General features: G+C 32.6%; 19 protein-coding genes. 3 read left to right on the forward strand and 16 right to left on the reverse strand.

The annotated features are described in order from the left end of the window. Positions 1-6 precede the first annotated feature (6 nt). The 5 genes from cas6e to casA are packed head-to-tail and all read right to left on the reverse strand — an operon-like array spanning position 7 to position 4,682. The gene (gene cas6e, locus H3T96_RS05110; protein ID WP_144091757.1) at positions 7-684 is read right to left on the reverse strand and encodes a type I-E CRISPR-associated protein Cas6/Cse3/CasE; all 678 of its coding nucleotides are present in this window, start codon (positions 682-684) and stop codon (positions 7-9) included. Beyond that, complete coding sequence (cas5e, locus tag H3T96_RS05115) at positions 685-1,428, reverse strand: type I-E CRISPR-associated protein Cas5/CasD (RefSeq protein WP_144091756.1); 744 nt, start codon at positions 1,426-1,428, stop codon at positions 685-687. It abuts the gene before it with no gap. Between the two features lie 13 nt (positions 1,429-1,441). Then, positions 1,442-2,506, reverse strand: coding sequence for a type I-E CRISPR-associated protein Cas7/Cse4/CasC (cas7e, locus tag H3T96_RS05120; RefSeq protein ID WP_144091755.1), 1,065 nt, complete (start codon positions 2,504-2,506; stop codon positions 1,442-1,444). Positions 2,507-2,511: 5 nt separating this feature from the next. Then, positions 2,512-3,135, reverse strand: coding sequence for a type I-E CRISPR-associated protein Cse2/CasB (gene casB, locus H3T96_RS05125; RefSeq protein ID WP_198248609.1), 624 nt, complete (start codon positions 3,133-3,135; stop codon positions 2,512-2,514). A 20-nt stretch (positions 3,136-3,155) separates the two neighbouring features. Beyond that, a complete protein-coding gene (gene casA / locus H3T96_RS05130; protein WP_144091754.1) occupies positions 3,156-4,682 on the reverse strand; it encodes a type I-E CRISPR-associated protein Cse1/CasA in 1,527 nt (508 codons plus the stop codon). Positions 4,683-5,558: 876 nt separating this feature from the next. Here casA and H3T96_RS05135 point away from each other — a divergent pair. Then, positions 5,559-5,990, forward strand: a complete 432-nt coding sequence (locus tag H3T96_RS05135; protein ID WP_144091753.1) for a hypothetical protein — start codon at positions 5,559-5,561, stop codon at positions 5,988-5,990. A gap of 14 nt (positions 5,991-6,004) precedes the next feature. Continuing rightward, complete coding sequence (gene frdD, locus H3T96_RS05140; protein ID WP_186279236.1) at positions 6,005-6,361, forward strand: fumarate reductase subunit FrdD; 357 nt, start codon at positions 6,005-6,007, stop codon at positions 6,359-6,361. Between the two features lie 73 nt (positions 6,362-6,434). Here the strand turns inward: frdD and H3T96_RS05145 are convergent, their stop codons facing one another. The 5 genes from H3T96_RS05145 to H3T96_RS05165 form a co-directional block, all read right to left on the reverse strand. Next, positions 6,435-7,292, reverse strand: coding sequence for a hypothetical protein (locus tag H3T96_RS05145; protein ID WP_144091751.1), 858 nt, complete (start codon positions 7,290-7,292; stop codon positions 6,435-6,437). 77 nt (positions 7,293-7,369) lie between these two features. Next, positions 7,370-9,103 carry a microcin C ABC transporter ATP-binding protein YejF gene (gene yejF, locus H3T96_RS05150; RefSeq protein WP_144091750.1) on the reverse strand — a complete coding sequence of 578 codons (1,734 nt, stop codon included), beginning with the start codon at positions 9,101-9,103 and terminating at the stop codon, positions 7,370-7,372. After that, positions 9,100-10,131 carry an ABC transporter permease gene (locus tag H3T96_RS05155; RefSeq protein ID WP_086288154.1) on the reverse strand — a complete coding sequence of 344 codons (1,032 nt, stop codon included), beginning with the start codon at positions 10,129-10,131 and terminating at the stop codon, positions 9,100-9,102. Before H3T96_RS05155 ends, yejF begins: the two co-directional genes overlap by 4 nt. Continuing rightward, positions 10,131-11,219 (reverse strand): microcin C ABC transporter permease YejB, encoded by a 1,089-nt coding sequence (locus H3T96_RS05160; protein WP_086308514.1) that lies wholly within the window; start codon positions 11,217-11,219, stop codon positions 10,131-10,133. The genes H3T96_RS05155 and H3T96_RS05160 overlap by 1 nt, the downstream gene beginning before the upstream one ends. 1 nt (position 11,220) lies before the next feature. Further along, positions 11,221-13,182 carry an extracellular solute-binding protein gene (locus H3T96_RS05165; protein ID WP_198248610.1) on the reverse strand — a complete coding sequence of 654 codons (1,962 nt, stop codon included), beginning with the start codon at positions 13,180-13,182 and terminating at the stop codon, positions 11,221-11,223. 595 nt (positions 13,183-13,777) lie between these two features. On the opposite strand from H3T96_RS05165, the gene cas3 reads away from it, so the two are divergent. Next, entirely contained in the window at positions 13,778-16,492 is a 2,715-nt protein-coding gene (gene cas3, locus H3T96_RS05170; RefSeq protein ID WP_144091749.1) for a CRISPR-associated helicase Cas3', read from the forward strand. 160 nt (positions 16,493-16,652) lie between these two features. Here cas3 and H3T96_RS05175 read toward each other — a convergent pair whose 3' ends face one another. The 6 genes from H3T96_RS05175 to H3T96_RS05200 form a co-directional block, all read right to left on the reverse strand. Next, positions 16,653-17,369 carry a hypothetical protein gene (locus tag H3T96_RS05175; RefSeq protein ID WP_144091748.1) on the reverse strand — a complete coding sequence of 239 codons (717 nt, stop codon included), beginning with the start codon at positions 17,367-17,369 and terminating at the stop codon, positions 16,653-16,655. An 864-nt stretch (positions 17,370-18,233) separates the two neighbouring features. After that, positions 18,234-19,316 (reverse strand): hypothetical protein, encoded by a 1,083-nt coding sequence (locus H3T96_RS05180; RefSeq protein ID WP_144091747.1) that lies wholly within the window; start codon positions 19,314-19,316, stop codon positions 18,234-18,236. Between the two features lie 37 nt (positions 19,317-19,353). Next, complete coding sequence (locus tag H3T96_RS05185) at positions 19,354-20,448, reverse strand: hypothetical protein (protein WP_144091746.1); 1,095 nt, start codon at positions 20,446-20,448, stop codon at positions 19,354-19,356. 37 nt (positions 20,449-20,485) lie between these two features. Then, a complete protein-coding gene (locus tag H3T96_RS05190; RefSeq protein ID WP_144091745.1) occupies positions 20,486-21,586 on the reverse strand; it encodes a hypothetical protein in 1,101 nt (366 codons plus the stop codon). Between the two features lie 37 nt (positions 21,587-21,623). After that, complete coding sequence (locus tag H3T96_RS05195; RefSeq protein ID WP_144091744.1) at positions 21,624-22,724, reverse strand: hypothetical protein; 1,101 nt, start codon at positions 22,722-22,724, stop codon at positions 21,624-21,626. A 1-nt stretch (position 22,725) separates the two neighbouring features. Beyond that, positions 22,726-25,896 (reverse strand): hypothetical protein, encoded by a 3,171-nt coding sequence (locus tag H3T96_RS05200; protein ID WP_144091743.1) that lies wholly within the window; start codon positions 25,894-25,896, stop codon positions 22,726-22,728. Between the last annotated feature and the right edge of the window lie 11 nt (positions 25,897-25,907).

The following is a 25,907-nucleotide window of genomic DNA, read 5'->3' on the forward strand; positions in this document are numbered from 1 at the left end:
TTAATCCTATTGACAATGTTTTAGCAAGAATAAACCACAACCAAATCCTTTACTTTTGCCTATTCCTTGATAGATGGTATTTAAAAACAATTCAGCATCCGTCACAGTCAACACGCCTTGATAATCAACGCTACTGTAAATAATTGGTTTAAGATCACTTTTTTTAATAAATTGCTGTTGGACATAACTAATTACTGCACAATTTACTTGTTGATCGTTAGTCGTTGATAATGAAAATCCTCTGGTTTCACTCTGTTTAATTAACCAATTTATTGCAGCTTCATTTTGGCGAGTTTTTATCTCATTAGTCTTTATTTTTAACCTTTGTTTTTTAATCGGATATTTAGCGTCCATCAACACATCACTACGCTTACCATTTTTAAACACTACTGGATTCGCCCGTAGTGAAAAAAACAATCTCATTCCAGCGGTTAATTTTGGTTGATACGGTTTAGTTTCTATTAAAAAAAACTGATGATTTGAGAGTGGTGCGACTTCCGATAATAGATAATATTGATAACCTTTACCAATTCGCTCTTCCCGAAATAAAAAAGTACGTTTTTCTTGATTAGGAAAGAGTTGCCATAACCATTGATGAATTGCATAAGGTCCCGAATTTTGCATTTTCTGTTGCATAACATAAGGAAGTTGGTTTAGTTTTAAAGTAACTCGAGAAAAATACATCTATTCACTCCCTTTCAACTTGCCTGAAAACTGCTGACGACAACTAAAATGCCAGCGCTCACGATTTATTGGTTGATCTTGCCGAAGCTGAATTTTAATTATCTTAAAGTGATCTTCTTGATTAGTCTGTTCCCAATAATATTCATCAGCAGTGCTTTCGACTAATTTATCAATAACCGGATCTTGACGATGACACTCTTGATAATGCTTGTCTGCAAAAATAAAAGCCTCACTCAATGTTCCTTGATACAAGATAGGCGATAACGGCAACGATAAAGGTGAGTTTTTCCTCCCTGCGTATAATGGAAAAACGGGGTTAAGTAATGCTTGTTGTATTTGGGTTAAACTATAGGGTGAATTTTCAGTTTCAGACATTACAATTTGATAGTAAACATCATTGTAATATTCTCGCTGTGATAATAAAGTTTCTAGATCAAGGGGGGTCTGTCGAATTTCATCAAAACGCGTATGCCATACTTGCTTTTTGTTAGCTCTAGGAGCTTGAACAGTATGAAAATCTCTAAACCAGCTATTATGAGCAATAAAAGGACGAATCGCAAAATGGTAATGCTGATTAAAATTATCAATTTGATTATCATCACGTCGAATGCCAAGCGCCGCCGAGACTAATCCCAATAAAGCAGAGCGAGAGGGAATAATATTGCTGTGGCGAATTTCGCCAACAGCAGGTTCGCCCCAAGAGGTAAAAGGGGCATAAATCTGAAAAATAAGATGGGCTATCATCTTGTCGGCTCTCCTATTTTTGCGCAACAAAATCTAATGCCGCGCTAAGGGTTCCTTCTCCTGTTTCACTATTGAGAACATAGCGACTATCAGCGCATTGGCCATAAACTTTATCAAATTTATCACGTTGCTCTTCTAAACGGGTAATGGCATCATTAACCAGATCTTGACTACGAATTGGATTAAAATAAGCTACCGCTAAAGAGCGAGGTTGTTGGCTCCCTTTTTCTATCAATAAGTAGGAAGTATATGCCCGTGAAGCGAAACTATTTTGCATACCAGTTGGTGCTATTTTTGCTGCTGATTCAGTTAAAGCTTTTAAGGTTTTTTCAACCAGTACTTCATCACCATTTAAATTTTCTAATAATAAATCACGACTAATACAGACATAAGTATAAAACAGTGCAGAGGCAAATCCACGTTCGCCCAAATGCGCTGAGCCAGCATCAACATCATTATTATTTAAATCATCAACAGCAGTAAAAAAATCATCCTCAATGGTTACGGTACTTACGCCTAATGCATGAGAAACTTGACACGCAGCTTCAATATTAAATGCCGGGCTATCAGCTAACATACGTCCGAATAATGCAATATCAATACTACTATTTTCTTTACGCAATAATTTAACTTCATTATCGGTAGGTTCACGTTTTTCACTAGTTAATAAATCAACTAATTGTTTAATTGCTTGTTGTTCATAATTACTAATATGTACCAATTGTTCGATTTCTAAATTACTCAATGGATCTTTTGGTGATTTTTCATTTTTTACTTTACCAAACTGACCGGCTATTTTAATTGCACTTTCTTTAGCTATTTTTTCAGATATGCCATTATCAATCATTGGTTTATACACCCAATCTCGAGCAAAGCGGCGTGAACGAACGCCAATATGATCACTCAATGATTGATAAAAACAGTCAGAGGTTCGCCAAGCTCTTTTTAAGCTTTGTGACGAAATGCGTAAACGGTCAGTATTACCCATTTTAGCGGTTTTTGGTCGACCTAAATCATCACGGTTTAAGTTTGAGGGTGCATAAGCGGTTAATAGATGTAATTGAATGAATGTAGTCATGATGATTATTCCTTAGTATTAGTATTATTTTTAGTTGAAAAGTAGTCCATTGCCCAACGAACAGAAAGGCGTTTAAACGGGTTAGTATCAGCTGGCCAACCATGTTCACGCGCATGCCACTCTTGCATCCATAAAAAGATGCCATCAGCAAGGGAAGTTAGATTAACCCCTTTTTCACCTCGCAACTTAACAGCACGAATTAAACGTTGACAAAATTCTTCAGGGGTTTCACTGGCAAGAAGACGTTCAAATCGCGGTTCAGATAAATAATTACGTTCGCCGCCTTTGATTTTTTCACTTAATTGTGCTGCAAATGGCGATTTATCATTATTCTTTTCTGCGAAAGCTGCTACATTAACAAATATCTGTAATGCATAATAATGAACTTCTGTTTGAGCTAATTTACTGTCGTTATTAATAAGTTTATTAGCTAAAATAGTGTAGCCATCTTGTAAAAATATAAATTCAGATAATGAATCTCGACGTAAATCAGCCCGCAATTTGCGTCCATTATAAGTAATACCATTGAATTTACCTTGCCGTTGCTGCAACATAGAAAACCATTCATCAATAATCTTTTTATGGTTATCATTTAAGATTATCAGCTCTTTTGGGGTAGTATCTGACATGTTGTTCTCCCTACATGCTATCAAGACGGTTTATTATTTTTAATCTTTTTGATATTTTTAAGTTTGTTAAAATCTTTAAGTAGTTTTTCTCTTGTACTAATTTTTTCAGAATTGATCATCTGTTGATCTGGATCTGAAAAAGCAGCTTTATCGTAAATTTGGGTGATATATTTTAATAAGGTATTTGTCCAACCTAACAAAAAATGAAAGCGACCATTTGGGTTATCTTTTTCATCAATAAGTTGTTTAACAAATTCATAAAAAGGTATTTCTGTTTCTTTCCAATAAGCAATATCAACGGAACTTGATTGTTTATTGATACTAGCCAAGGCTTTACGTAGTATTGGTAAAGTATCTTTACTAAACTCAAGTGCTTGTGCTATTAACTCTTTGATATCGCTATCTGGATCAGCAAATATTGGATAGACAGGAAAGTTATGTTCATACCAGCAGCGAGCTTTCATATTGTCAAAATCATAACCAAAACACCAAAGGTGATATTCTTGCGAAGATTCCAAGTCACGATAATTATGAACGATAACAACTTGAGCTGGCTGGTTATCATCATTAGTAGTAACCATTCCTAACCAATCGCGATAAATTAACCCCCCAGGCTGACCTTTGATGGATATCGGTGCTCCCGTTTTACTGTCTGTTCGATAAGGAGATAAAGGATGCCGCCAGTTTTGATATTGAACACCATAATTTTTAGTTTGATAATGGCTTATAAGCTCAGACGACTCCTCACCACAAAGATCACAATTGCCTTGCGTTATATTGTCAAAATCTAGCTCAATTCGGCGAGGCATGCCCCAAAAAGCTTGACAAAAATTAGCTTGTTCAGGGTATACACTTAAATTTTTTGGTGGTTCACTGGTTATGGTTTTGTTTAACCATGGAAAGACAGTTTCATCATAGTGTTGTGGTTTTTCATCATCATTAAGTGGCACTACATTTAACCATAACTTTTTCCATAATGGTGTTGGCGAGTTCAGATCAGGCATTATTAACGTGGTAATTGGTCCTCCGCCTCGCAAACTGACTCGATGCCCTTGTCCACCTGCTGGGGCATTAGTTTGTAAAGTAAATAATGCCATAACAGCACAATGTGGACAGATAGCCTTAACAAAATCCCGCTTAATAAAATGATCTGTATTTCTTTTTAAAGCATTTTCACCAGGCGCCTCAACCAATAAACCCGATATTGGTACTTTATTACCATTTAATGGTGTAAAGTCTTGCATAAAAGCAGGTTTAGTAGCACCAAATTGCATTGCTGGTTTAACTTGTTCAAATGCTTTATCTAGCTGTGATTGGGGTATCCCCTCATCCCAATAGTCTAACCATTCATCATTATTTTTGGGGTAAAAAGCAGTTTGTAGTAAACCAATAAGAAATTGGTATGCAGCACCTTGAAAATCAGGTCTAAAATAGGCTAAATCAGAAATGGTTTCATCAATTAACTGACTGGGTTTAATTTTACTTATCTGACCATTAAAATGTCTTACAGGAATCCATTTTTCATCTAACAATGATAACGAGAACAAAATTTACTCCTTTTTTATTTATAATAAGCGGTATATTAATCTATACCGCTTATCGGTTTCCATAAAAAATAAATTTTAATGAATTTGTTTTTGTATAGTTAAACTATAGGATCGAGTCTCATGTTCATCTATTCTCTGTTTAATTTCAAAACTCCATATTTTTGTTCGAAATTCATCATTGGCACCTATTTGATATTTTGAACCAAAAAAATATTTTATCAAATTCATTATCAACCTCCTTGGGTTAATAGTTAAATGGTTGTTTATAAATATCAGCGATGCATGTATAATCATAGTTGTCGTATCTAATGGCTATTTCATTCAATGCTGATAATATTTAGCTAGTATGTTCTAGCCATTTTTAATTTAACATAAAATTTTCTAATTAACAACATAAAAAGACAAGATAGCTAGTGATAATTAAAATAAGATAGCTAGTGATAATTATGATAATAAATTTATTTATGTTACAATCCTACTGTTATTTGTAATCAATGTTCCTTATTTTGATAGGGATAAACCTATAGCAAGTAATAATTAAAATCAGTTCCCCACTCTCGTGGGGATTTTCATTTCAAAATTAAATAGATAAAACGTTATTATTAGTTTAACGAATATCAATTTTAAAAAATGTGAGCTTAGCTTCCTTTTTTAAATTTTTTGTTTTTTATCTGCTCTTTCTATTTATCTGATAACTCGATATTTTAATGTTATGGCTATTGACCTTTAACGCACTTTCTGCCTAGTGTTGTTAAGTCAAAAGCCGATATTATGTGCGACTTTAATTTGACGGTTTGGATAGCTTAGTGTTTATAATACTTAATTAAACTCTAAAAACGTTAACTACCTAATAATGGTACCCACATTGAGAAAGTTATGATTAAAAAAAGTAATGATAATTATCAATCACATAACAATATAAGTAATATCAGTAATCAGTCTGAATATAGTGATTTACCACAAAAACAATCTCGATTTTGTTCAATCATTAACAAATTAATTCCCTTTGCGATGCTTTGGGGCAGTTTAATGTTAATGTATGGCGTAATATGCATGTATACCAATAATATGGGACAAGATGAGTTTTACCGCTTTATCTTCTTTTTACGTAGTCCTTTTGTTGTTGTGCTCAATTGCCTAGCATTATTGGTTGCTATTTGCCATTCAATAAGTTGGTTTAATTTAGTCCCTAAAGTTATTTTTTCAACAAGATCAAATAAGAGAGCACAAGATTATTTATTCACTATCGGTTTATGGTTAGTGACAATCGCTATTTCAATTTGCTTAGTGTTATTTGTTTTAAAATAGATGGTATTTATCCGATGAAAAATCAAGAAATTCAAACTGCACATTCAAAGGGAAGTCTTGCAAAAGGATTATTTGTTTTAGGTGGCACATGGGCTGCGATATTTTTGCCTGTCATCATGATAATAATTGCATTTATTATTCCTTTTGGTAATGCAACAACGCGTTCTTATATACTTAAAGTAGTAAATACAGAAACGGGTAAATTATTTTTATTTTTAATGATTTCATTGCCGATTTGGTGCGCATTACAGAAGATTATTACTATTTTGCATCAGCATAAAATCCATCCAAAACGGGAAAAAATACTTACCGTTGCGCTAGCCCTTGCATGGACTATGCATGCCGTTTATATTTTGTTTGTCCGAAGTTAACTAAAATAGAGTTTGATATAATTAATCGATAAAAAGCGTTATCCAGTTGGATAACGCTGATTAATGTTAAACATCAGTAATAGGTTATTTCTCTAACAATATTAGTTTGTTTATTTTTTTGATCGTGTCTTATTTTAGACGCGGTGAGCCAATTGTTTTTGCCATCAAAGGTTAAGAATTGAGTGGTATAATTCACTTCATCTTTGTTTGCCGATAGATAAGCTGATTGTATTGCAGTTAAGCGATATTGATTATCGTATTGATATGAAAAGTTACTTTCATTTTGGGTATTATTACTGAACTGATATAAAACTTTAGCTAATTGCTGTTGTTGATAATTAAAGGTATAAGATGACGCACCATTTTGATCAACACCGGTAAATTTACCCTCATCATCAACCCCTTTAACTTTCCATTGTACCTGTTTGCTAATCAGACAGTTGTTACTATCATATTGGTAACTATCCGTTTCAGTGAAGATAAAGTCTAACGCTTTTTTTGCTTGTTGTGACTCAACGATTCTACCTTGTTCATCGGTTTTAAATTGAATGATACTGCTTGTTTTATATTCCAGATCTTCAATAAAGTTTTCCCAACCGGCGGTTGTTTTTTGCAAATTTTCGGAATAAACACGTTTATTATCATCTGAGAACAAAATATATTGGCTTTGAGTAATTAATCCATTTTCATCATAATTGAGAATCTGTTTAGCTGTTGACTCATTACGATTATTAATTATTGTTGTTGATGTTCTAACTTCTTGTTTAATTCCTTGAGCGGGTAAATCAATAAAATCCAAAATTTGAAAAATATAATTATTTGCTTGAACCCTATTTTGAGTAAGATTTTCACTACAACTTAACGCCATTACAGTTGGTGAAAGTAACAATGTGCAAAGTGTTATAGAACAAGGTAATGTTTGTTTTTTCATAACTAACCTATAAATAGAGATAAATATTCATCCATTGGCAAACAGTGAACTAAATTCAACCATAGCTTTACGTACAACTATTTTTTGCGCATTAATAACGCATTTTCCCAATCGACCTTTTTTTCTTGTTTTTGATTTTGTGAATTATCATTTTTGTGATCACCCTTTTCTATTTTTTCAGCTTTATCAGCATGAATTAGGGTTCTGCTTCCTCTGCGATGAGGTTTATCTAAAAATGACAGTAACGCTTTGGTATATTCATGTTCGCAAGAATAAAAAATCTTTTCTCGTGAACCTTGCTCGACAATTTGTGCATCTTTCATAACAATGACTTGATGACATATTGAATATATTAGTGCTAAATCATGACTAATAAAGAGATAACTGAGCTGATATTTTTCCTGTAGAGATTTGAGTAACTCAATGATTTGCTTTTGAATAGTATGATCTAAAGATGAAGTTGGTTCATCTAAAATCAATAATTCTGGTTGTAAAATTAATGCTCGAGCGATAGCAATACGTTGTCGTTGTCCACCAGAAAATTCGGTTGGATAACGAAAACGTAAATCAGGATCGAGACCAACTTCTTGCATGATTTCAATTACCGCTTTTTCACGTTCATTTTTACTCAGTTTTTTATGAGTAACTAAACCTTCGCTAATAATTTGCTCAACATTAAAACGAGGATTGAGTGACGAAAACGGATCTTGGAACACAACTTGCATTCGGCTTCTAAATGGTAACAGTTTTTTACCCGTTAAATTCTGTATTGGGTGGCTATCAAATAAGATTTCACCTTGAGATTTAATCAATCGTAAAATAGCCAAAGCTGTTGTACTTTTTCCTGAACCCGACTCACCGACAATACCCACTGTTTCACCTTGGTGTATCGTCAAACCTACATTATCAACAATTCTTTTTTGTTCGTGACTAAACAGCCTTTTTTTAGTTATTACATCAACATTAAGATGGTTAACGCTAAGCAATATTCCTGGCGTTTGAGGCAAAACAACCGGATCGCCACTTGGTTCGGAATTTAGCAAGGTTTGAGTATATTCATGTTCAGGACGTAAAAAGATACGTTGTTTACTATTATATTCAACAATTTTACCTTGTTGCATAACGGCCACTTTATCAGCTAACTTTTTGACAATACTAAGGTTATGCGAAATAAATAACAAACTCATATTCAATTCATTTTTAAGCTCTTTAAGCAATTGAATAATCTGTGCTTGTACGGATACATCTAAAGCGGTGGTAGGTTCATCAGCAATTAATAATTTAGGGTGAGTTAGAATTGCCATGGCAATCATGACTCGCTGTCGCTCCCCACCCGATAGCTGATGAGGAAAAGCAGATAATTTATTTTTAGGCTCTTTAATTCCAACACGATCAAGATATTGCAAAATTTCGCTACGAGCAGCATTAGGCCGCATACCACGATGCAATGAAAGTACTTCATAAAGCTGCTTTTCAACGGTATGTAATGGATTGAGCGATACCATCGGTTCTTGGAAAATCATACTAATTTGATTACCACGAATTTTACGAAGCTCTTTATCGGGTGCATGCAACAAGGATTGCCCTGCAAATAAAATATCACCCGTTGGGTAACTCACCTGTTCTTTACGTAATAAACGTAAAATGGATAACGCAGTTACGCTTTTGCCTGAACCTGACTCACCAACCAAAGCAAGTGTTTCTTGTTCATCAATATTAAAACTAACATTGCTTACAACACGCGATTGTGATTGTGTATCACGTTTGAAAGCAATACTTAAATCCTCAACAGATAATAAAGTAGAACTCATCGATACACTCCCTTGTTTGGATCGAAAGCATCTCTGATTGCTTCACCAATAAATATAAGCAATGATAGCAAAGTTGCAATAATTAAAAATGAGCTAATACCAAGCCAAGGTGCTTGCAAATTATTTTTACCTTGTAGCAACAAACGACCAAGAGATGGCGAATCAATCGGTAAACCAAAACCTAGAAAATCCAGAGAAGTTAATGTCGTAATTGAACCACATAAAATAAAAGGTAAAAATGTTAATGTTGCGACCATTGCATTCGGTAAAATATGACGAAACATAATTTTGCTGTCGCCGACCCCCATTGCTTTGGCTGCACGGATATAATCAAAATTACGGGTACGCAAAAATTCAGTACGCACAATTCCAGATAAAGCCATCCAACCAAATAATACCGTTATCCCGAGTAACCACCAAAAATCAAGTGGTAAAATACTCGCCAGTAAAATAATCACAAATAGCTCAGGTAATCCACACCAAATTTCGATAAAACGTTGTCCAATCAAATCAATTTTGCCACCATAATAACCTTGAACTGCGCCGATGATAACTGAAATGATCGTGGTAAAAAGTGTCAATAAAATGGCAAAGAACATAGAAATACGAAAACCATATAATATATTTGCCAATACATCAAAACCAGCATCGGTCGTACCTAACCAATGGGAAAGTGATGGTGAAGTTGGAAACGTGCTTGGCGTATCATAAATTAACGTATTATAGCTATAACGAAATAGAGGCCATAAAATCCAACCATCTGCTTCTATTTTATGCTGCACAGCCGGATCTAAAAAATTAGTTTGAGTATCAAATTGTCCACCGAATTCACTTTCAGGATAAAAATGAAAAATAGGTAAATAGTAATTATCCTGATATTTAATAAAAATCGGTTTATCGTTAGCAATAAAATCAGAAAATAGGCTAATTACAAAAAAAATCATAAACAACCAAAGCGAATAGTATCCACGCCGATTGTGTTTAAATCGTTGCCAACGTTGCTGATTAATAGAGTAATTACTAGTCATCAATTGCGAGCCTCAAAGTCTATGCGTGGGTCAATTATCATATAAGATAAATCGGATAATAGTTTAGCAATTAGTCCGATTAACGTAAAAATATACAACGAACCAAAAATAATCGGGTAGTCTCGTTGAATGATCGCCTCATACCCCAATAGCCCAAGCCCATTGAGTGAAAAAATAATTTCTATCAGTAACGAACCGGTAAATAAGATACCGACAAATGCAGCAGGAAAGCCCGATACAATAAGTAAAGTTGCATTACGAAACACATGTTTATAAAGAATTTGTCGTTCACTTAGACCTTTGGCTCTAGCGGTTATGACATATTGTTTACGGATTTCATCTAAAAATGAATTTTTGGTTAGCATGGTTAACGATGCAAAACCACTGATCACCATTGCAATAGTCGGTAAGCAGATATGCCAAGCATAATCTTTTACCTTACCCCAAAAATCGAGCTGTTCAAAATGGTTAGAAACTAATCCTCGTAATGGGAAAATATCCCAATAACTTCCACCCGCAAACAGCACAATGAGTAACACCGCCAATAAAAAAGCGGGTATTGCATAGCCAATAATGATTAACGTACTTGACCAAAAATCAAAAGCCGATCCATCTTTAACCGCTTTGCGGATCCCTAAAGGAATCGAAATAAGATAGACAATGAGGGTACTCCAAAGGCCGAGTGAAATAGAAACAGGTAAACTTTTAATAATTAAACCTATTACAGATTCACTTTTAAAAAAGCTATTGCCAAAATCAAACATGACATATTTTTTTAATGTTTCAAAATAACGTTCAATTATTGGTTTATCAAAACCGTACTGTTTTTCGATCATAGCCACAATTTGTGGATCAAGCCCGCGCGATCCCCGATAAGTTGACTCATTTTTAGGTTGTTGCAATTTTACAGCGCTATTATCACCCCCCGGCAAAATAGCTTGTCCTGCTTCTGGACCATTTTCAATCAGTGCTAATGCTTGATCAACTGGGCCACCTGGCGCTACTTGTACAATAAAAAAGTTAATCGTTAAAATAACAAACAGCGTAGGAATAATGAGTAATAATCGTCGAATAAGATAATTAAGCATATTAATGTTTCCGATTTTTAGTCAGGCTAGCTGCTTTATCTGCATCATACCACCAACTATCTACGCCAATAGCGTAAGCGGGTTGAACAGCTGGCTGCCCAAATTTGTTCCAATATGCATAGTAAGTATTGCTGTTATACCACATTGGAATCATAGGATATTCTTGAGTTATGATGCGATCAAGAGCGCGCCCAAGAGGAATAAGCTGAGCTTGATTATCTAAATTTTTAGTAATTTCAGCGATAATTCCATCAATTGCTGGATTATGTAATCCTGATGCATTCCATGATGAATTAAGATAGTTACTTCCCCAAAGGATCATTAAGTCTGATGAGGGATAATTTTCAGCACCATAAGTACGTGGCATCATATCATAATCACGCTCACGCAAACGACGTGTGAACTGAGCATAATCAAGTGACACGATTTTCATTGTGATACCTAAACGAGCTAAGTTTTGCTGAAAAGGTATCGCATATTTAATATCATCCCCAAGATATGTAACAAGTTCAAATTCAAAAGGTTGATTGGTTTTAGCATTGACTAATTTACCTTCTTTAATAATCCATCCAGCTTGTTGAAGTAAGTCAGTCGCTTTTAATAAATTATCACGATTAAATCCAAGACCATCACTTTTAGGAATGTAAAAAGCATTATCAAACGCCCGTTCAGGAATAATATCTTTATATTGATTAAGCCATTTTAACTCTTGTTCACTTGGCGTACCTATCGCCGCATAAATGGTGTTTTCAAAAAAACTGTAAGGTCTTTTGTAACTATCATAATAAAAAGCGTGATTTAACCATTGAAAATCAAACGCTAAAGTAATTGCTTCACGAACTTTAACATCATTAAACAAATCTTTTTGCAAATTAAACGCTAACCATTTGGTATCTACAGCCGTTTTAATTGGTTTTTCCTGTTTGATAATATTATTTGAATCAAAATATTGGCCTTGATATTGGGTAAACCAGTTTTTAGGCTGTCCCTCACCACGAAGATCATATTCACCCGCTTTAAAAGCTTCTAGCGAAATACTACTATCCATATAGTATTCAATGCGTTTTTCATCGAAATTATTCATCCCTTTATTAACGGGTAAATCGCTTGCCCAATAGTTAGGATTGCGTCGATAAACCACATAATGTCCCATTTTATAATTACTGATATAATAAGGTCCGCTGCCCACAGGTGGTGTAGCAATTGGCTCTGCAAAATTATGATTTTGCCAAAAATGTTGCGGTATCACAGGCATATTACCAATAAAAGATAATAACTTTTCTCGATCTGTTTCTGGTAAATCGATGCGCACATGGTAATCATCCAGCGCTTTAACCGTAATGCCCTGATTATAGACACGATATTGCGGAACGCCTTCAGTCATAAATTTTTGAAAGGTAAATTCAACATCATGTGCCGTAATCGGTTTACCATCTTGAAAACGGGCATCGGGATTAATGGCAACTTCCGCCCAACGATAATTATCAGAATAAGTAACCGATGTCGCAATTAGTGGATAAAAACTGGTAATATCATCGGCTAAGTTAGTAAAAAGAGTGTCGTATAATGATCCTGAGTTCTTTTCTGGCGCACCTCGGCTTGCATAACGATTAAAATTATCAAAAGTGCCTATTTCGGCAAGTTTAATCGTTCCACCTTTTGGTGCTTTTGGATTCACATAATCAAGATGATCAAAATCTTCAGGATATTTAGGCTCACCTAATAAAGAAAAAGTAGTTTTATGATAGATTTTTTCAGTAACTTGAACAGGACCAACAAAATTAGCTTCATCATTTATTAATGGTTGATTTGATAAATCAGTATCAGTTTTAACCTCTATTGCCTTTGGTGATTGTTCTGGCTGAGTTTCTTGAGCATTAACCGTCATAGAACAAATAACTAACCCACTTATACAGCTTGTTATAAGTATTGCGTTTATTTTTTGTTTGATTTGGTTAATCATCCTAATGTCATTCCTGTTTAATTACTCATATCAATATTGATGAGTAGTATTGAAATTATTGTCATCATAATTCCAAACAACTATTCCACCTATAATAGGTCATCTATTTTGCCAAACTTCAACTAAATGAGCAAAACCTAATTCATAAACTCAAGAATAAATACAAACGTTAACATTAATACCGATATTACATTTATTAATAGCTGTCTTTATGAGTAGATAAACATAGCACTTAATCCATTTAGCCTTTTAAAAAAACAAGTTTTTTGTAAAAAAGTTTCAGGTTAACATAACGTTTCAGTATAAAACTCTAAATTATTATCTGTATTTTTATATTAAACCAGTTATATTAGTATCAGAACAAATTATAAGCTTTCTATTCATTAGAATCTAAATAGATTAGTAAACAACCTTAACAAAAGAATTAACCACAAAAAATCGATTTACTAGCACAATATCTGTTTAGCTAAACGATAGGGCATATAATAAAATTAATTATATGAAGTTATTTGGTTTTTCTTTATATTTTTAGTTCTGTTATCCAATAAAAAATATGAATCAATCTATCGACAATTAAAAAAGGATAATAATTATAATGGCGGAATCTTTTTATCAATATTGGGGAAAATGTCGACAAAATACCGATAATTCTTCCTATCATTTGCTTGCTTACCACAATTTGGATGTAGCGGCATGCGGTTATCAGATAGTCAAACACAATTATTTCAATTCTTTTGAATTATTTGAAAAAATAGGTTTTTCTTCAAATGACAAAGAACAAGCCGCACTTTGGTTTGCCTATTTTTTAGCTTGGCATGATATTGGTAAATTTGCTAATGGATTTCAAAAATTATTTAAGCACAATAACCCACAACTTGTTGCCGCTGATCCCTCAAAAGAATATTTATCAAGACATGACTCACTGGGTTGGTGGTTATGGCGTGAATCCTTATCACTCAAGCCAGAAATTCAACTAGACAAATATGATAGAAAAATTAAGAATTTATATAATATTTGGTTATTAATCATGACTGGGCATCATGGAAAGCCTCCTAAACTACTTAAAGATATAAAAGGTAAGTTAGCATTTAATCAACAAGATAAAGAAAGTGCATCCGATTATATTCAAGCAATTAATCAGCTTTTTATTAAAGATAATAAATTACAACATTATCCAGAATTTTTTATCGATGAAACACATCAAGAAAAACTGAACCAAATAAGTTGGTTGATTGCTGGTTTAACGGTTATCAGCGATTGGTTAGGATCAAATGAGCAGTTATTCTCATTTAATTGGCAAGTGATGCCATTATCGGAATATTGGCAAAATCATGCAATCATTCAAGCTGAAAATGCCATAGCAACTCTACCCAAATTATCTTCTGTTGCTCAATTTAAGAACATTAAAAATCTCTTTCCCTTTATTGAAAAACCAACACCACTACAAGAGTACGCATTATCCTGTCAATTATCTGATAAGCACCCTGAATTGTTTATTATGGAAGATGTGACGGGTGCAGGAAAAACCGAAGCATCAATGATTTTAGCAAGCCGATTAATGTCAGCCCAAAAAGTACAAGGAATTTATATTGGTCTACCAACTATGGCAACAGCTAATGCCATTTATCAACGCACCGCAAATGTTTACGAGAAATTATATCAAACAGGTAGTCATCCATCATTAGTGTTGACTCACGGCGCTAGCTATATGAATCCAAATTTTACCCAATCCATTTTAACGAACGATCATATCAGCCAACAAAAATATTCTAATGGTGAACAATCTGTCAGTGCTGAATGTAATGAATGGTTTGTTGATACTCGTAAAAAAGCCTTATTAGCAGAAGTTGGCGTAGGTACACTGGATCAGGTTTTAATGGCTATCATGCCATTTAAACATCAATCATTGCGTTTATTAGGTCTGCGACATAAATTACTTATATTAGATGAGGTTCATGCTTATGACAGCTACATGGTAAAGCTGCTAAAAATATTACTTAATTATCACGCCTCACAAGGCGGTAGCGCCATTATCTTAACTGCCACATTACCTGGTTTTTTACGTGAAAAGTTACTAAATGCATTCAATAAAGGTTTAACAAATAACCAACAAACCTTATCTTTAAATCAGTCATTACCGTTTCCGCTTATAACGAGACTTAATTATCATGGTCTGACTGAAAAACCAATAGATACCCGGGAAGAAGTAAAACGTCAGGTTAAAATAGCATGGATTGAGGACATTGAAACCGGTATAACTAGAATTAAACAATCAATAGAACAAGGTAAAATTATCTGTTGGATTAAAAATAGTGTAGCTAATGCTATTGAGTTATATCAGCAACTACAACTTACCTTGAATATCGACACTGATCATATTTTACTTTTTCATAGTCGATTTGCTTTTTGTGATCGACTGGAAATTGAAGAAAAAGCCTTAACATGGGCAGGAAAATCCTCAAATAGTGAAATTCGCCAAGCAAAAGTGATCATTGCAACCCAAGTCATAGAACAATCTTTAGATCTTGATTTTGACGAAATGATAAGTGACATAGCCCCTATCGATCTATTGATACAACGTGCTGGGCGTTTACAACGGCATGTAAGAGATAAACACGGTAATATCAAACCTGATAATAAAGAGAATCAATCAAAGGATGAGCGAGACCCACCTGTTCTTACTGTGTTTGCACCACCTTGGCAAGATGAACCGCAAAAAGATTGGCTGGATAATCCTGCTTTTCGCAATACCAGTTATGTATACCCTAATCACGCTTATTTATGGCTCACTCAAAAAATCCTACTTAAGCAAGAATATATCAAAATGCCTCAAGAGGCACGTTTATTGATTGATTCTGTTTATGCTGAAGATATTGAGCCTCCGTCAGGGTTATTAGAAGTTTACTATAAGGAAAAAGGAAAATCGCTTAGTCACTCTTCTATTGCCAATCAGAGTGTATTAGATATTAACAGTGGTTATAGACGAGACTCCGATAGCTATTGGGATAAGAATGTTGAATTGTCCACCCGATTATCTAAAGATAATATCGATCTATATTTAGCTTATTATAATGAAGAACACGAAATAATCCCTTATAGTGTTAATAGCGAATATGCATGGGAACAAAGCCGAGTTTCAATCAGCCTATCCAAATGGGAAAGAATAAAAAAAAGTATTAAACAACTTGATGACATAAGTTTAGAAAAAAAAAGGCAACAACTGCATAGACCGCAAGCCATCATTGTTTTACTTGAAAAAGGAGATGGTCCATCTTTTTACACAAAATCATTAGGTTTTCATGCTAACTGATCGAAACACTAACTATTAAATTTCAGGAAAATTAACTGATTTAAATTAGAGATGAAATGCAGTAAAAAATAGGTGAACAAGCAGAAAGTGAAGAAATATCGCATTATTATGCAGTGTTGCCACATATTTAATAACTTTAAAAAAGGAGCTATTGCTCCTTTTATTTCCAACTTACAATACGAATTGGATTGCCATTTGAATCAACAATCGCTGTGACAGTATTTTTAGTAATCTTACCACTATCACCCTTTTTACCATTAAACGTAGTAGTAATTGTTAACGTATTATCGTCATTTTCAACATATTTAGTTTCAAGATGTTCATAATTGCTTACATCTTTCATTTTAAATTTTATAAATTTTTCAAGTTTACGATGAGCACCATTTTCACCCATAAATTGAGAGCTTATCATTTGTAGTCTTTCTACTATTGGCTTTAACTCAGCGTGTTTAGTTTTATATTCCGAATTATCAGGAACGAGTTCTAATAGTTTACTGTATAAATCAAATCGTTTCTGTAATTCAGATTCAGGGGTTGCATTAAGCTCATTTGACAAATCTGTAATTTGTTTCTGGGTGTTAACTTTTGTTAACTCTGCTTGAGCCTGATCTTTCAATTTTAACAATGCTTCGTCTTCTGTAACCTGATATTTACTGGCTAAAGAAATCGCTTCATCATATTTTTCTTCAGAAATTAACCGGTTAATTTGTGTAAAAATATTCTCTTTATTTGAATTAAACTCAGAAATGATCGCTTTTTTTTCTTTTTCTATCTGATTATCACCATCACTTAATGGAGTTTGTGTAAAAAACCAAAATGCGCCAACAATCAAACAACCACCCAAAAAACAAGCTAAAACTCGCTGCCATGTTTTCATAAAAATCCTTAATCCATTGACTACTAAAAAAAGACTGCCTACTTTACAACAATTTAATTATTTGACAAATATTCTTTTGTAAAGAACATGATATAAAACTACAATTTTTAATTTGTAAATACATCATAGTATAAAAAGCTAAAGTCATAAAACCTTTTGCTGTAAGCTATCTTATCATTCTCAAAAGGTTATCCGCATTAACTTTTTTGGGTATAAACTCACCGATAATAGTAAAATTGTGTTTTTGATCACATTAAATTCATCAAAATGAGGGATAAGTTTAATTACTAATAAGTGTGAGGATTAAAAATAGATATTCTATCCATAAAATAGATAGGTCAACTTTTAGATTTAATGAATTTATTAAAGAATAGTATTAAAAATCATATGTATTACTGTATCGCCTTTAAATAATAAATTTATTTACCAGTAAAGGTAACTAAAATTGATTTGATCCTTAGCAGACAAATTTAACTTTATGTATATAGGAAACACTAAACGTTTATAAGCTTCTATTGGTATAATATCGGTTTATCCCTATATAGGGAAAAAAACAATTTAATTATAACCACCTGTTAAATAATTAAAATAATCAATTAAAAACGCTACCAATTTTTTTAGTTTTATACTGAAACATACCCATTTCCTCAAACTTTTTGACAAAATAACAATAATATTAAGGATTGGAATTTAGCTATATTGCTGACTCTAGCTGGTTAATCAATATACATTCTGATTTATTTAATTAAGTGTTCTCGTTAATCATTTCTCTTAAAGTTAAATGATTTTTCTTTAATCCATTTAATTATTTTACTGTGCTTGTTACTGTGATAACTTGTTTTATGCCAAATATTCAAATTCAAACTAATCTAAATTAGAGATAAACGGTTTTCCTTTAATCCATTTAGTTATGTTACCGTGTTCTTTACTTTTATAACTTATTTTGTACCAAAGAATATCGTCTTGGTATTCATTCAAAATCTCATCTAAAATTGTAACAAAATCGTGCTTGACTAGGTAAATATTTGTTGCCGAGTTATCATCGGGTTGATTATAAAGTTGTGTTTTTTTATCATTCTGTATATAAGATTTGATGTTTCTTTTTATTGGCGATTCGTTTAGTAATGCCGATAAGGCATTTTTATCATAAAACTTTATATTCCCTTTAGAGTCAACAATATCCAGACCAATAAAACGTTCTGGAATAAAAGGATTACCCATACGTTGATAAATTTCATCTTTTTGTTTAAATTGGTATTCTTTTTCTTTGTTTGCTATAACAACCATATATTTATTCAACTTATAATCTTTTATGGATGAATAGCGACGGTAAAAACTGATATCATCGATTTTGCCGATAAAAACATCAAAATTTTTGTATTTCAGACTCTTCTTATTCTCATTAAAATCTGAAAAATCATATATTAATTCTAAATAAAACTCAGGAAGTAAATTGTCAAATCCCTCTTCAACTTCTCCAAAGCCATCTTGAACAATTTGCAAATCACCACAATAAGAATATTTAATTTTTATTCCAGTTGTTAATGTCTTATCCATGTATGAACATTCAACCATTACATTATTATCATCAATGATCATGGGAATATAGGACTCAACATTTTTTGGTGATTTGAAAGTATAATGGAATACGGGTGTATTTTTATCATCCCAGTTTGAAAACATGACACCAATCTTACCTGCCATTCCAATAACATTTTTAAGCGTTTTATTAAAATTTTTGCCGTGTATTTCTAATATAGCGGGATATGGAAAAACTCTATCTTGATCTTCATCTTCATCTTCACAAAAATAAGAAGTGAATTTATAAGGTTGAGAGTTAATATTAAATTGATAATTTTCAATAGAGGTTCTATTGATACACGGTTCCTTGGCGTGACAAACCGTGCTGATGGTTATCAATAACAGTAATAAAAGAATTTTTTTCATATCAGAACTTCTCAACTAAATCGCGTTATCTTCATCTTTAATCTGAAGATATTTCTCTCATAGGGAAAAACGCATTGCCTTTAATCCATTTAATTATTTTTCCGTGTTTTTTACTGTTATAACTTATTTTATACCAAGTAACTAAACTATTACCCTTATACAAAATCTCATCCAAAATTGTGACGGAGTCGTGTTGTACTAGGTACATATCTGTTGCTGAGCGATTACTTGGTTTATTATAGAGTTTTGTTTTTTCATTATATTGTATATAAGATGTAATGTTCCTTTTTATTGTCGATTTATTTAATAATGCCGATAAGGCCTTTTTATTATAAAACTTGATATTTCCTTTGGAATCGACTATATCCAAACCAATAAAGGCTTGTGAACCTGAACGGTCAACTATTCGTTGATAAACATCATCTTCTGGCTTAAATCGATATTCTTTTTCCTTGTTTGCTATAATAATCGTGTATTTATTCAACTCATAATCTTTTATCGATGAATAGCGTCGATAAAAACTGATACCATCGATTTTACCAATAAAAACATCAAACTTTTTGTATTGTAGACTCTCCTTATTCTTAGCGAAATCTGAAAAATAGTATATTGCTTCCAAATAAAAATCACGAATTAGCTTGTCAAATCCCACTTCAACGTCTCCAAAGCCATCTTCGACAATTTGCAAATTACCACAATAAGAATAATTAAATTTCATTGAATTTTTGAAACTTTTATTGAAATATATACAATTGATCATTACATTATTATCTTTGATGATTATTGGCATATATGCTTCGGTATCATATTCTGATGATCTGATATAATAAACGAATACTGGTATATGTTTATCATTCCATTGCGTAAAAATAATGCCTCTATTACCGGCCAGTCCAATAATATTTTTAAATGTTTTATTAAAATTTTGGCCATGTATCTCTAAAATTCCGGGAGTAAGAAAAACGTCATCATCTTCATCTTCATCTTGACATAAGTAAGAAGTGAATTTATAAGGTTGAGTGTTAATATTAAATTGATAATTTTCCACAGAGGTTTTATTGGTACAAGGCTCCTTGGCGTGGCAAACCGTGCTGATTGTTATCAATAACAGTAATAAAAGAATTTTTTTCATATTAGAACTTCTCAACTAAATCGCGTTATCATCATCTTTAATCTGAAGATATTTCTCTCATAGGGAAAAACGAATCTCCTTCAATCCATTTAATTATTTTTCCGTGTTTTTCACTGTTATAACTTATTTTATACCAATCAACATAACCATTGCTCTTATTCAAAATCTCATCCAAAATTGTAACGGAATCGTGTTGTACTAGGTACATATCTGTTGCTGAGCGATTACTTGGTTTATTATAGAGTTTTGTTTTTTCATCATATTGTATATAAGATGTAATGTTCCTTTTTATTGTCGATTTATTTAATAATGCCGATAAGGCCTTTTTATTATAAAACTTGATATTTCCTTTGGAATCGACAATATCCAAACCAATAAAGGTTTGTGAACCGGAACGGTCAACTATTCGTTGATAAACTTCATCTTCTGGCTTAAATCGATATTCTTTTTCCTTATTTACTATAATAATCGTGTATTTATTCAACTCATAATCTTTTATCGATGAATAGCGGCGGTAAAAACTGATACCATCGATTTTGCCGATAAAAACATCAAATTTTTTGTATTGTAGACTCTCCTTATTCTTTGCGAAATCTGAAAAATAGTATATTAGTTCTAAATAAAAATCACGAATTAGCTTGTCAAATCCCACTTCAACGTCTCCAAAGCCATCTTCGACAATTTGCAAATTACCACAATAAGAATAATTAAATTCCATTGAATTTTTAAAATTTTTATTGAAATATATACAATTGATCATAACATTATTATCTTTAATGATTATTGGAAAATGAGCTTCGGTAAGATATTCTGATGTTCTGATAGAATAATAGAATACTGGTTTATGTTTATCATTCCATTGCGTAAACATACTAGATCTATAACCTGCCATTCCAATAACATTTTTAAATGTTTTATTAAAATTTTGGCCATGTATTTCTAAAATTCCGGGAGTAAGAAAAACGTCATCATCTTCATCTTCATCTTTATCTTGACATAAGTAAGAAGTGAATTTATAAGGTTGAGAGTTAATATTAAATTGATAATTTTCAATAGAGGTTCTATTGATACACGGCTCCTTGGCGTGACAAACCGTGCTGATTGTTATCAATAACAGTAATAAAAGAATTTTTTTCATATCAGAACTTCTCAACTAAATCGCGTTATCATCATCTTTAATCCGAAGATATTTCTTTCATAGGGAAAAACGCATTGCCTTTAATCCATTTAATTATTTTTCCGTGTTTTTTACTGTTATAACTTATTTTATACCAAGTAACTAAACTATTACCCTTATACAAAATCTCATCCAAAATTGTGACGGAGTCGTGTTGTACTAGGTACATATCTGTTGCTGAGCGATTACTTGGTTTATTATAGAGTTTTGTTTTTTCATTATATTGTATATAAGATGTAATGTTCCTTTTTATTGTCGATTTATTTAATAATGCCGATAAGGCCTTTTTATTATAAAACTTGATATTTCCTTTGGAATCGACTATATCCAAACCAATAAAGGCTTGTGAACCAGAACGGTCAACTATTCGTTGATAAACTTCATCTTCTGGCTTAAATCGGTATTCTTTTATCTTATTTGCTATAACAACCGTATATTTATTCAACTCATAATCTTTTATCGATGAATAGCGGCGGTAAAAACTGATACCATCGATTTTACCAATAAAAACATCAAATTTTTTGTATTGTAGGCTCTCCTTATTCTTAGCAAAATCTGAAAAATAGTATATTGCTTCCAAATAAAAATTACGAATTAGCTTGTCAAATCCCACTTCAACGTTTCCAAAGCCATCTTCGACAATTTGCAAATTACCACAATAAGAATAATTAAATTTCATTGAATTTTTGAAACTTTTATTCATATATATACAATTAACCATTAGATTATTATCTTTGATGATTATTGGCATATATGCTTCGGTATCATATTCTGATGAGGTGATAGTATAATAGAATATTGGTATATGTTTATCATTCCATTGCGTAAACGTGCTATATCTATAACCTCCTAATCCAATAACATTTTTATATGTTTTATTAAAATTTTTGCCATGTACTTCTAAAATTCCGGGTGTAAGAAAAACGTCATCATCTTCATCTTCATCTTTATCTTCACATAAGTAAGAAGTGAATTTATATGGTTGAGAGTTAATATTAAATTGATAATTTTCCACAAAGGTTTTATTGGTACAAGGCTCCTTGGCGTGACAAACCGTGCTGATTATTATCAATAACAGTAATAAAAGAATTTTTTTCATATTAAAATGCCTCAATCAAATTTGATGTTTGCCTAAGTATTGCCTCAAAACATTCAGCATTTTGCGCGATATACTGAGCATTATCTTGAGAATTAATTACATATCTGGCGAGTTTATAATCAATCTTATTTTCATTAATATAGCTTGGTAATTTATTTCCAGAAAAAGTGCCATTTATTGAACCCCAGATTAAAATTGGTACAGCATAATCCAGCTCAGCAGCTTTATCTGGTTGATTGATAAAATCAACATTCAAATATTCACTCGCTTTTTTGTAATTTGGTTTCCAAGTTATCTGCGCCAAACCTCTACCACGATATTTTGAACCATCGCCCTCTTCTGTATTACCGTTTTTCTTTGCCCTTTCTTTTAGTTTTTCCGTACTCGCTAATACGGGATCATAGTTACGACCATCATTACGCTCTACCAATGAATCAAACTCCTTAGCATAGGTAGTTTCCCAATGACCGGTTGCTAACATATAAGATAGATAATAAAGATTGGGTATATATTCTGTATTTTTTCGAAAGAATAGATTTACTCGTTTAAGTACTCCTCGCAATATTTCTATTGATTCTTGATCATATTTAGGCTCCTTTATTATATCTTTTCCAGTGCTAGTATCCTTGGAAGCTTTTATAATTTTATGATGCTCTAATTTATACATAGCAATAAAATTTTCGACATCAATCAAATCATTAGATATAACAATCTCTAACATTGCCATCGGATGGATAGACCATACTTTGCCATCTGGATTTAGTTTGGCTTGACTTTTAACAACATCACTCCACCATAATAGTTTTTTAATCTTCTCTTTTTCTTTTTCCCATACCATTACATCATTTTCTAGTGCGGTTAAATTTTCATAACTTTTCTTTTGATTGTCATTAAGCTTTTCCTTTGGATTGTCTTTATAATCAGCAGGAAATGTACTAATAGTTTCTCTGTCTTTTTTGTGTTTATTCGCTTCAGATAAATCTGTTGATTTACCAATTTTATCTAAATAAGCATTTAATTTTGTTTCATCACCCGTTTGTAAATAATCCAGTAATTTTTTATTACATTCATTCATTTCACTGTTTAATGCTTCCCATTTAGGCATTTTACCCTCTGCATTTATCTCACTATACCATTCACTTTCATAGTGAATCAGTAACCGGGAAAGTGCCGAGGATAAATGCGGTTTATCAGCAAGTCCACTAAAGCTTTTGGTATCAATCTTTGCATATTTTTTTTGATCCGGATGAAACTGTTTATCTAATATGGTTAAAGTCTCTTTTAAAATCGGTTTGTATGATTCAAGGGCGGCATCATCTCGCGCTAAGGATTTTTCTATCTCTAAATAGATTTCTTTTAGAGATGCCGTTTCTTTAATCTGCTTAAAGTCAAACCAATCCCAACTGCTGTACTTTTTCACCTTTTGGTTATCTATGGCAACCCAACCTTTGATTGGTAATACTCCTTTTTCTAACTTGTCAATCCTGTACCAAGCCTTACCTTGTTCGTCTTCGGCTTGATTGTCTCTTGATTGAAATTGTTTATCACTCAATTTTAATAATAAAGGTATAGCAACACTACTGGTGCTACTCGACAAGTCGCTAAATTGCAGAGGGTGACTAGTCCAAGCCTCTGTTTTTTCATCCAAGCTTATTTCACTTTTTGACATTATATCTTTGTTGTTTTCAATCCATAATGTCTTTTTTTCCGTTTCGGAGGTGGTGATTTCGATTTGTAACCATTTAATATTTCGTCGTTTACTTAGGATTTTTAGTTTTGTATCTTTATAAGGTTTGCCTACGTTAGTATCTGCTTTTTTGGCTGCCACCAACAATTTTGCTTGCTCCGATATGGCTAACAAGGTTTTATCTTTATCAGCTATCTTACTGGCTTCGGCTTTAGTTTGCGCAATAAAGTTAGGCAAGTCATCACAGGTAAAACATTCAAGATGAAAATTTGGTCTAAATTCTGTTTCTTTCAAAGGACGAGTGAGTGGTAATAAATCTATATCGATAGGTTTTTCAGTATCCTTATCAATTTCTTTAATAATTGCCGTATCATGTAAATGGATATGCCCAACATGCCCAATCAAATCGCCAGCTTTTATTGGGAAAGGTTTATCTAATATCACAACTTCATTATATTTTTGGGGGCGGACATGTTTTTTTAGTCCATCAAATAAAACTTTATTTTTCCCTTCTGGCAAGGGTAGTGTTGGTTTCCCATTTCCAATAATTTCAATTAATTCAACTAAACTACCATTTTGGGTATTACCTGAAATTTTAATATCGGTGCCAACTGGTAGCATTGAGATGATTTTGTCATTTTCATCCTTTACCTGTAATCCTTTAGATTTTACGAGTGAAGTATCACCACTCTCTTTAACCTCAAATATTGGGTCATCTACCTTGTCGCCTGTATTAACCCATCCTAAAATATCCACAGTCTTTTTGTCATGTTGATACGGTATAGGCTCTAGTTGAGGTATCGTTGAATAGCCCTCCACTAAACTCGAAACTGCATACCACATTTTGTGACTTTTTCCTTCTCGATTAATATCAAGATTTAATTTAAGCTTTGTTCCAGTTTGTAATACAGCTAATCTATTTAGATTGTTTTGAGGGTCGGGCTCTTTTCGACAATTTAATCCTTTAATATATTGTAGATTTTTATCCTTCACTTGATAAATATCTTGCTGCCAAAATGCTGGTACCGGCTCTTTAGAATTTTTTTCATAAAAAGCCTTATCTGCCAGATGCATATAAAGGCTATAAAAATAGAGACGATGTGGTGGCTGTTTTTGTTTTTCAGTTTTAGTTGAATTTGTCTCTTCTTCAACTCGCTCCATTTCAAGTAAATGACGCACCAGAACAAAGCCTGTTGAGAAAAATCCGACTCTATCACCATAATCTAGTTTTTGATAATTATCGTTACAACGATAAGCAATCACTTCACCATCTGCAATACAATATACTTTACTATTTATTTCTCTTGGTTTTTCAACACCTAATTTATTAAGCACATTTTCTTCAAAATGAATACCTTGATGTATAAATTTGTTAACACTTATTGGATAAAAACCAGTTGATGCTGACAACAATGCTTCATTATACTCATCTATACTTTTTATAGTTATTGGATATCTCCATCCTGTTACTGCTGACAATGTCATTTTTTAACTCC

Origin of the sequence: Gilliamella sp. W8136 (assembly GCF_016101285.1) — a bacterium.
GTDB classification, from domain to species: Bacteria; Pseudomonadota; Gammaproteobacteria; order Enterobacterales; family Orbaceae; genus Gilliamella; species Gilliamella apicola_N.

Coding starts and splice junctions, on each gene's coding strand:
- cas7e (WP_144091755.1), bottom strand. CDS start 2,506: ATGACTACATTCATTCAATTACATCTATTAACCGCTTATGCACCCTCA.
- H3T96_RS05180 (WP_144091747.1), bottom strand. CDS start 19,316: ATGAAAAAAATTCTTTTATTACTGTTATTGATAACCATCAGCACGGTT.
- H3T96_RS05135 (WP_144091753.1), top strand. CDS start 5,559: ATGATTAAAAAAAGTAATGATAATTATCAATCACATAACAATATAAGT.
- cas6e (WP_144091757.1), bottom strand. CDS start 684: ATGTATTTTTCTCGAGTTACTTTAAAACTAAACCAACTTCCTTATGTT.
- yejF (WP_144091750.1), bottom strand. CDS start 9,103: ATGAGTTCTACTTTATTATCTGTTGAGGATTTAAGTATTGCTTTCAAA.
- H3T96_RS05190 (WP_144091745.1), bottom strand. CDS start 21,586: ATGAAAAAAATTCTTTTATTACTGTTATTGATAACAATCAGCACGGTT.
- H3T96_RS05155 (WP_086288154.1), bottom strand. CDS start 10,131: ATGACTAGTAATTACTCTATTAATCAGCAACGTTGGCAACGATTTAAA.
- H3T96_RS05175 (WP_144091748.1), bottom strand. CDS start 17,369: ATGAAAACATGGCAGCGAGTTTTAGCTTGTTTTTTGGGTGGTTGTTTG.
- H3T96_RS05165 (WP_198248610.1), bottom strand. CDS start 13,182: ATGATTAACCAAATCAAACAAAAAATAAACGCAATACTTATAACAAGC.
- H3T96_RS05145 (WP_144091751.1), bottom strand. CDS start 7,292: ATGAAAAAACAAACATTACCTTGTTCTATAACACTTTGCACATTGTTA.
- H3T96_RS05200 (WP_144091743.1), bottom strand. CDS start 25,896: ATGACATTGTCAGCAGTAACAGGATGGAGATATCCAATAACTATAAAA.
- cas3 (WP_144091749.1), top strand. CDS start 13,778: ATGGCGGAATCTTTTTATCAATATTGGGGAAAATGTCGACAAAATACC.
- H3T96_RS05185 (WP_144091746.1), bottom strand. CDS start 20,448: ATGAAAAAAATTCTTTTATTACTGTTATTGATAACAATCAGCACGGTT.
- H3T96_RS05160 (WP_086308514.1), bottom strand. CDS start 11,219: ATGCTTAATTATCTTATTCGACGATTATTACTCATTATTCCTACGCTG.
- casB (WP_198248609.1), bottom strand. CDS start 3,135: ATGTCAGATACTACCCCAAAAGAGCTGATAATCTTAAATGATAACCAT.
- H3T96_RS05195 (WP_144091744.1), bottom strand. CDS start 22,724: ATGAAAAAAATTCTTTTATTACTGTTATTGATAATAATCAGCACGGTT.
- cas5e (WP_144091756.1), bottom strand. CDS start 1,428: ATGATAGCCCATCTTATTTTTCAGATTTATGCCCCTTTTACCTCTTGG.
- frdD (WP_186279236.1), top strand. CDS start 6,005: ATGAAAAATCAAGAAATTCAAACTGCACATTCAAAGGGAAGTCTTGCA.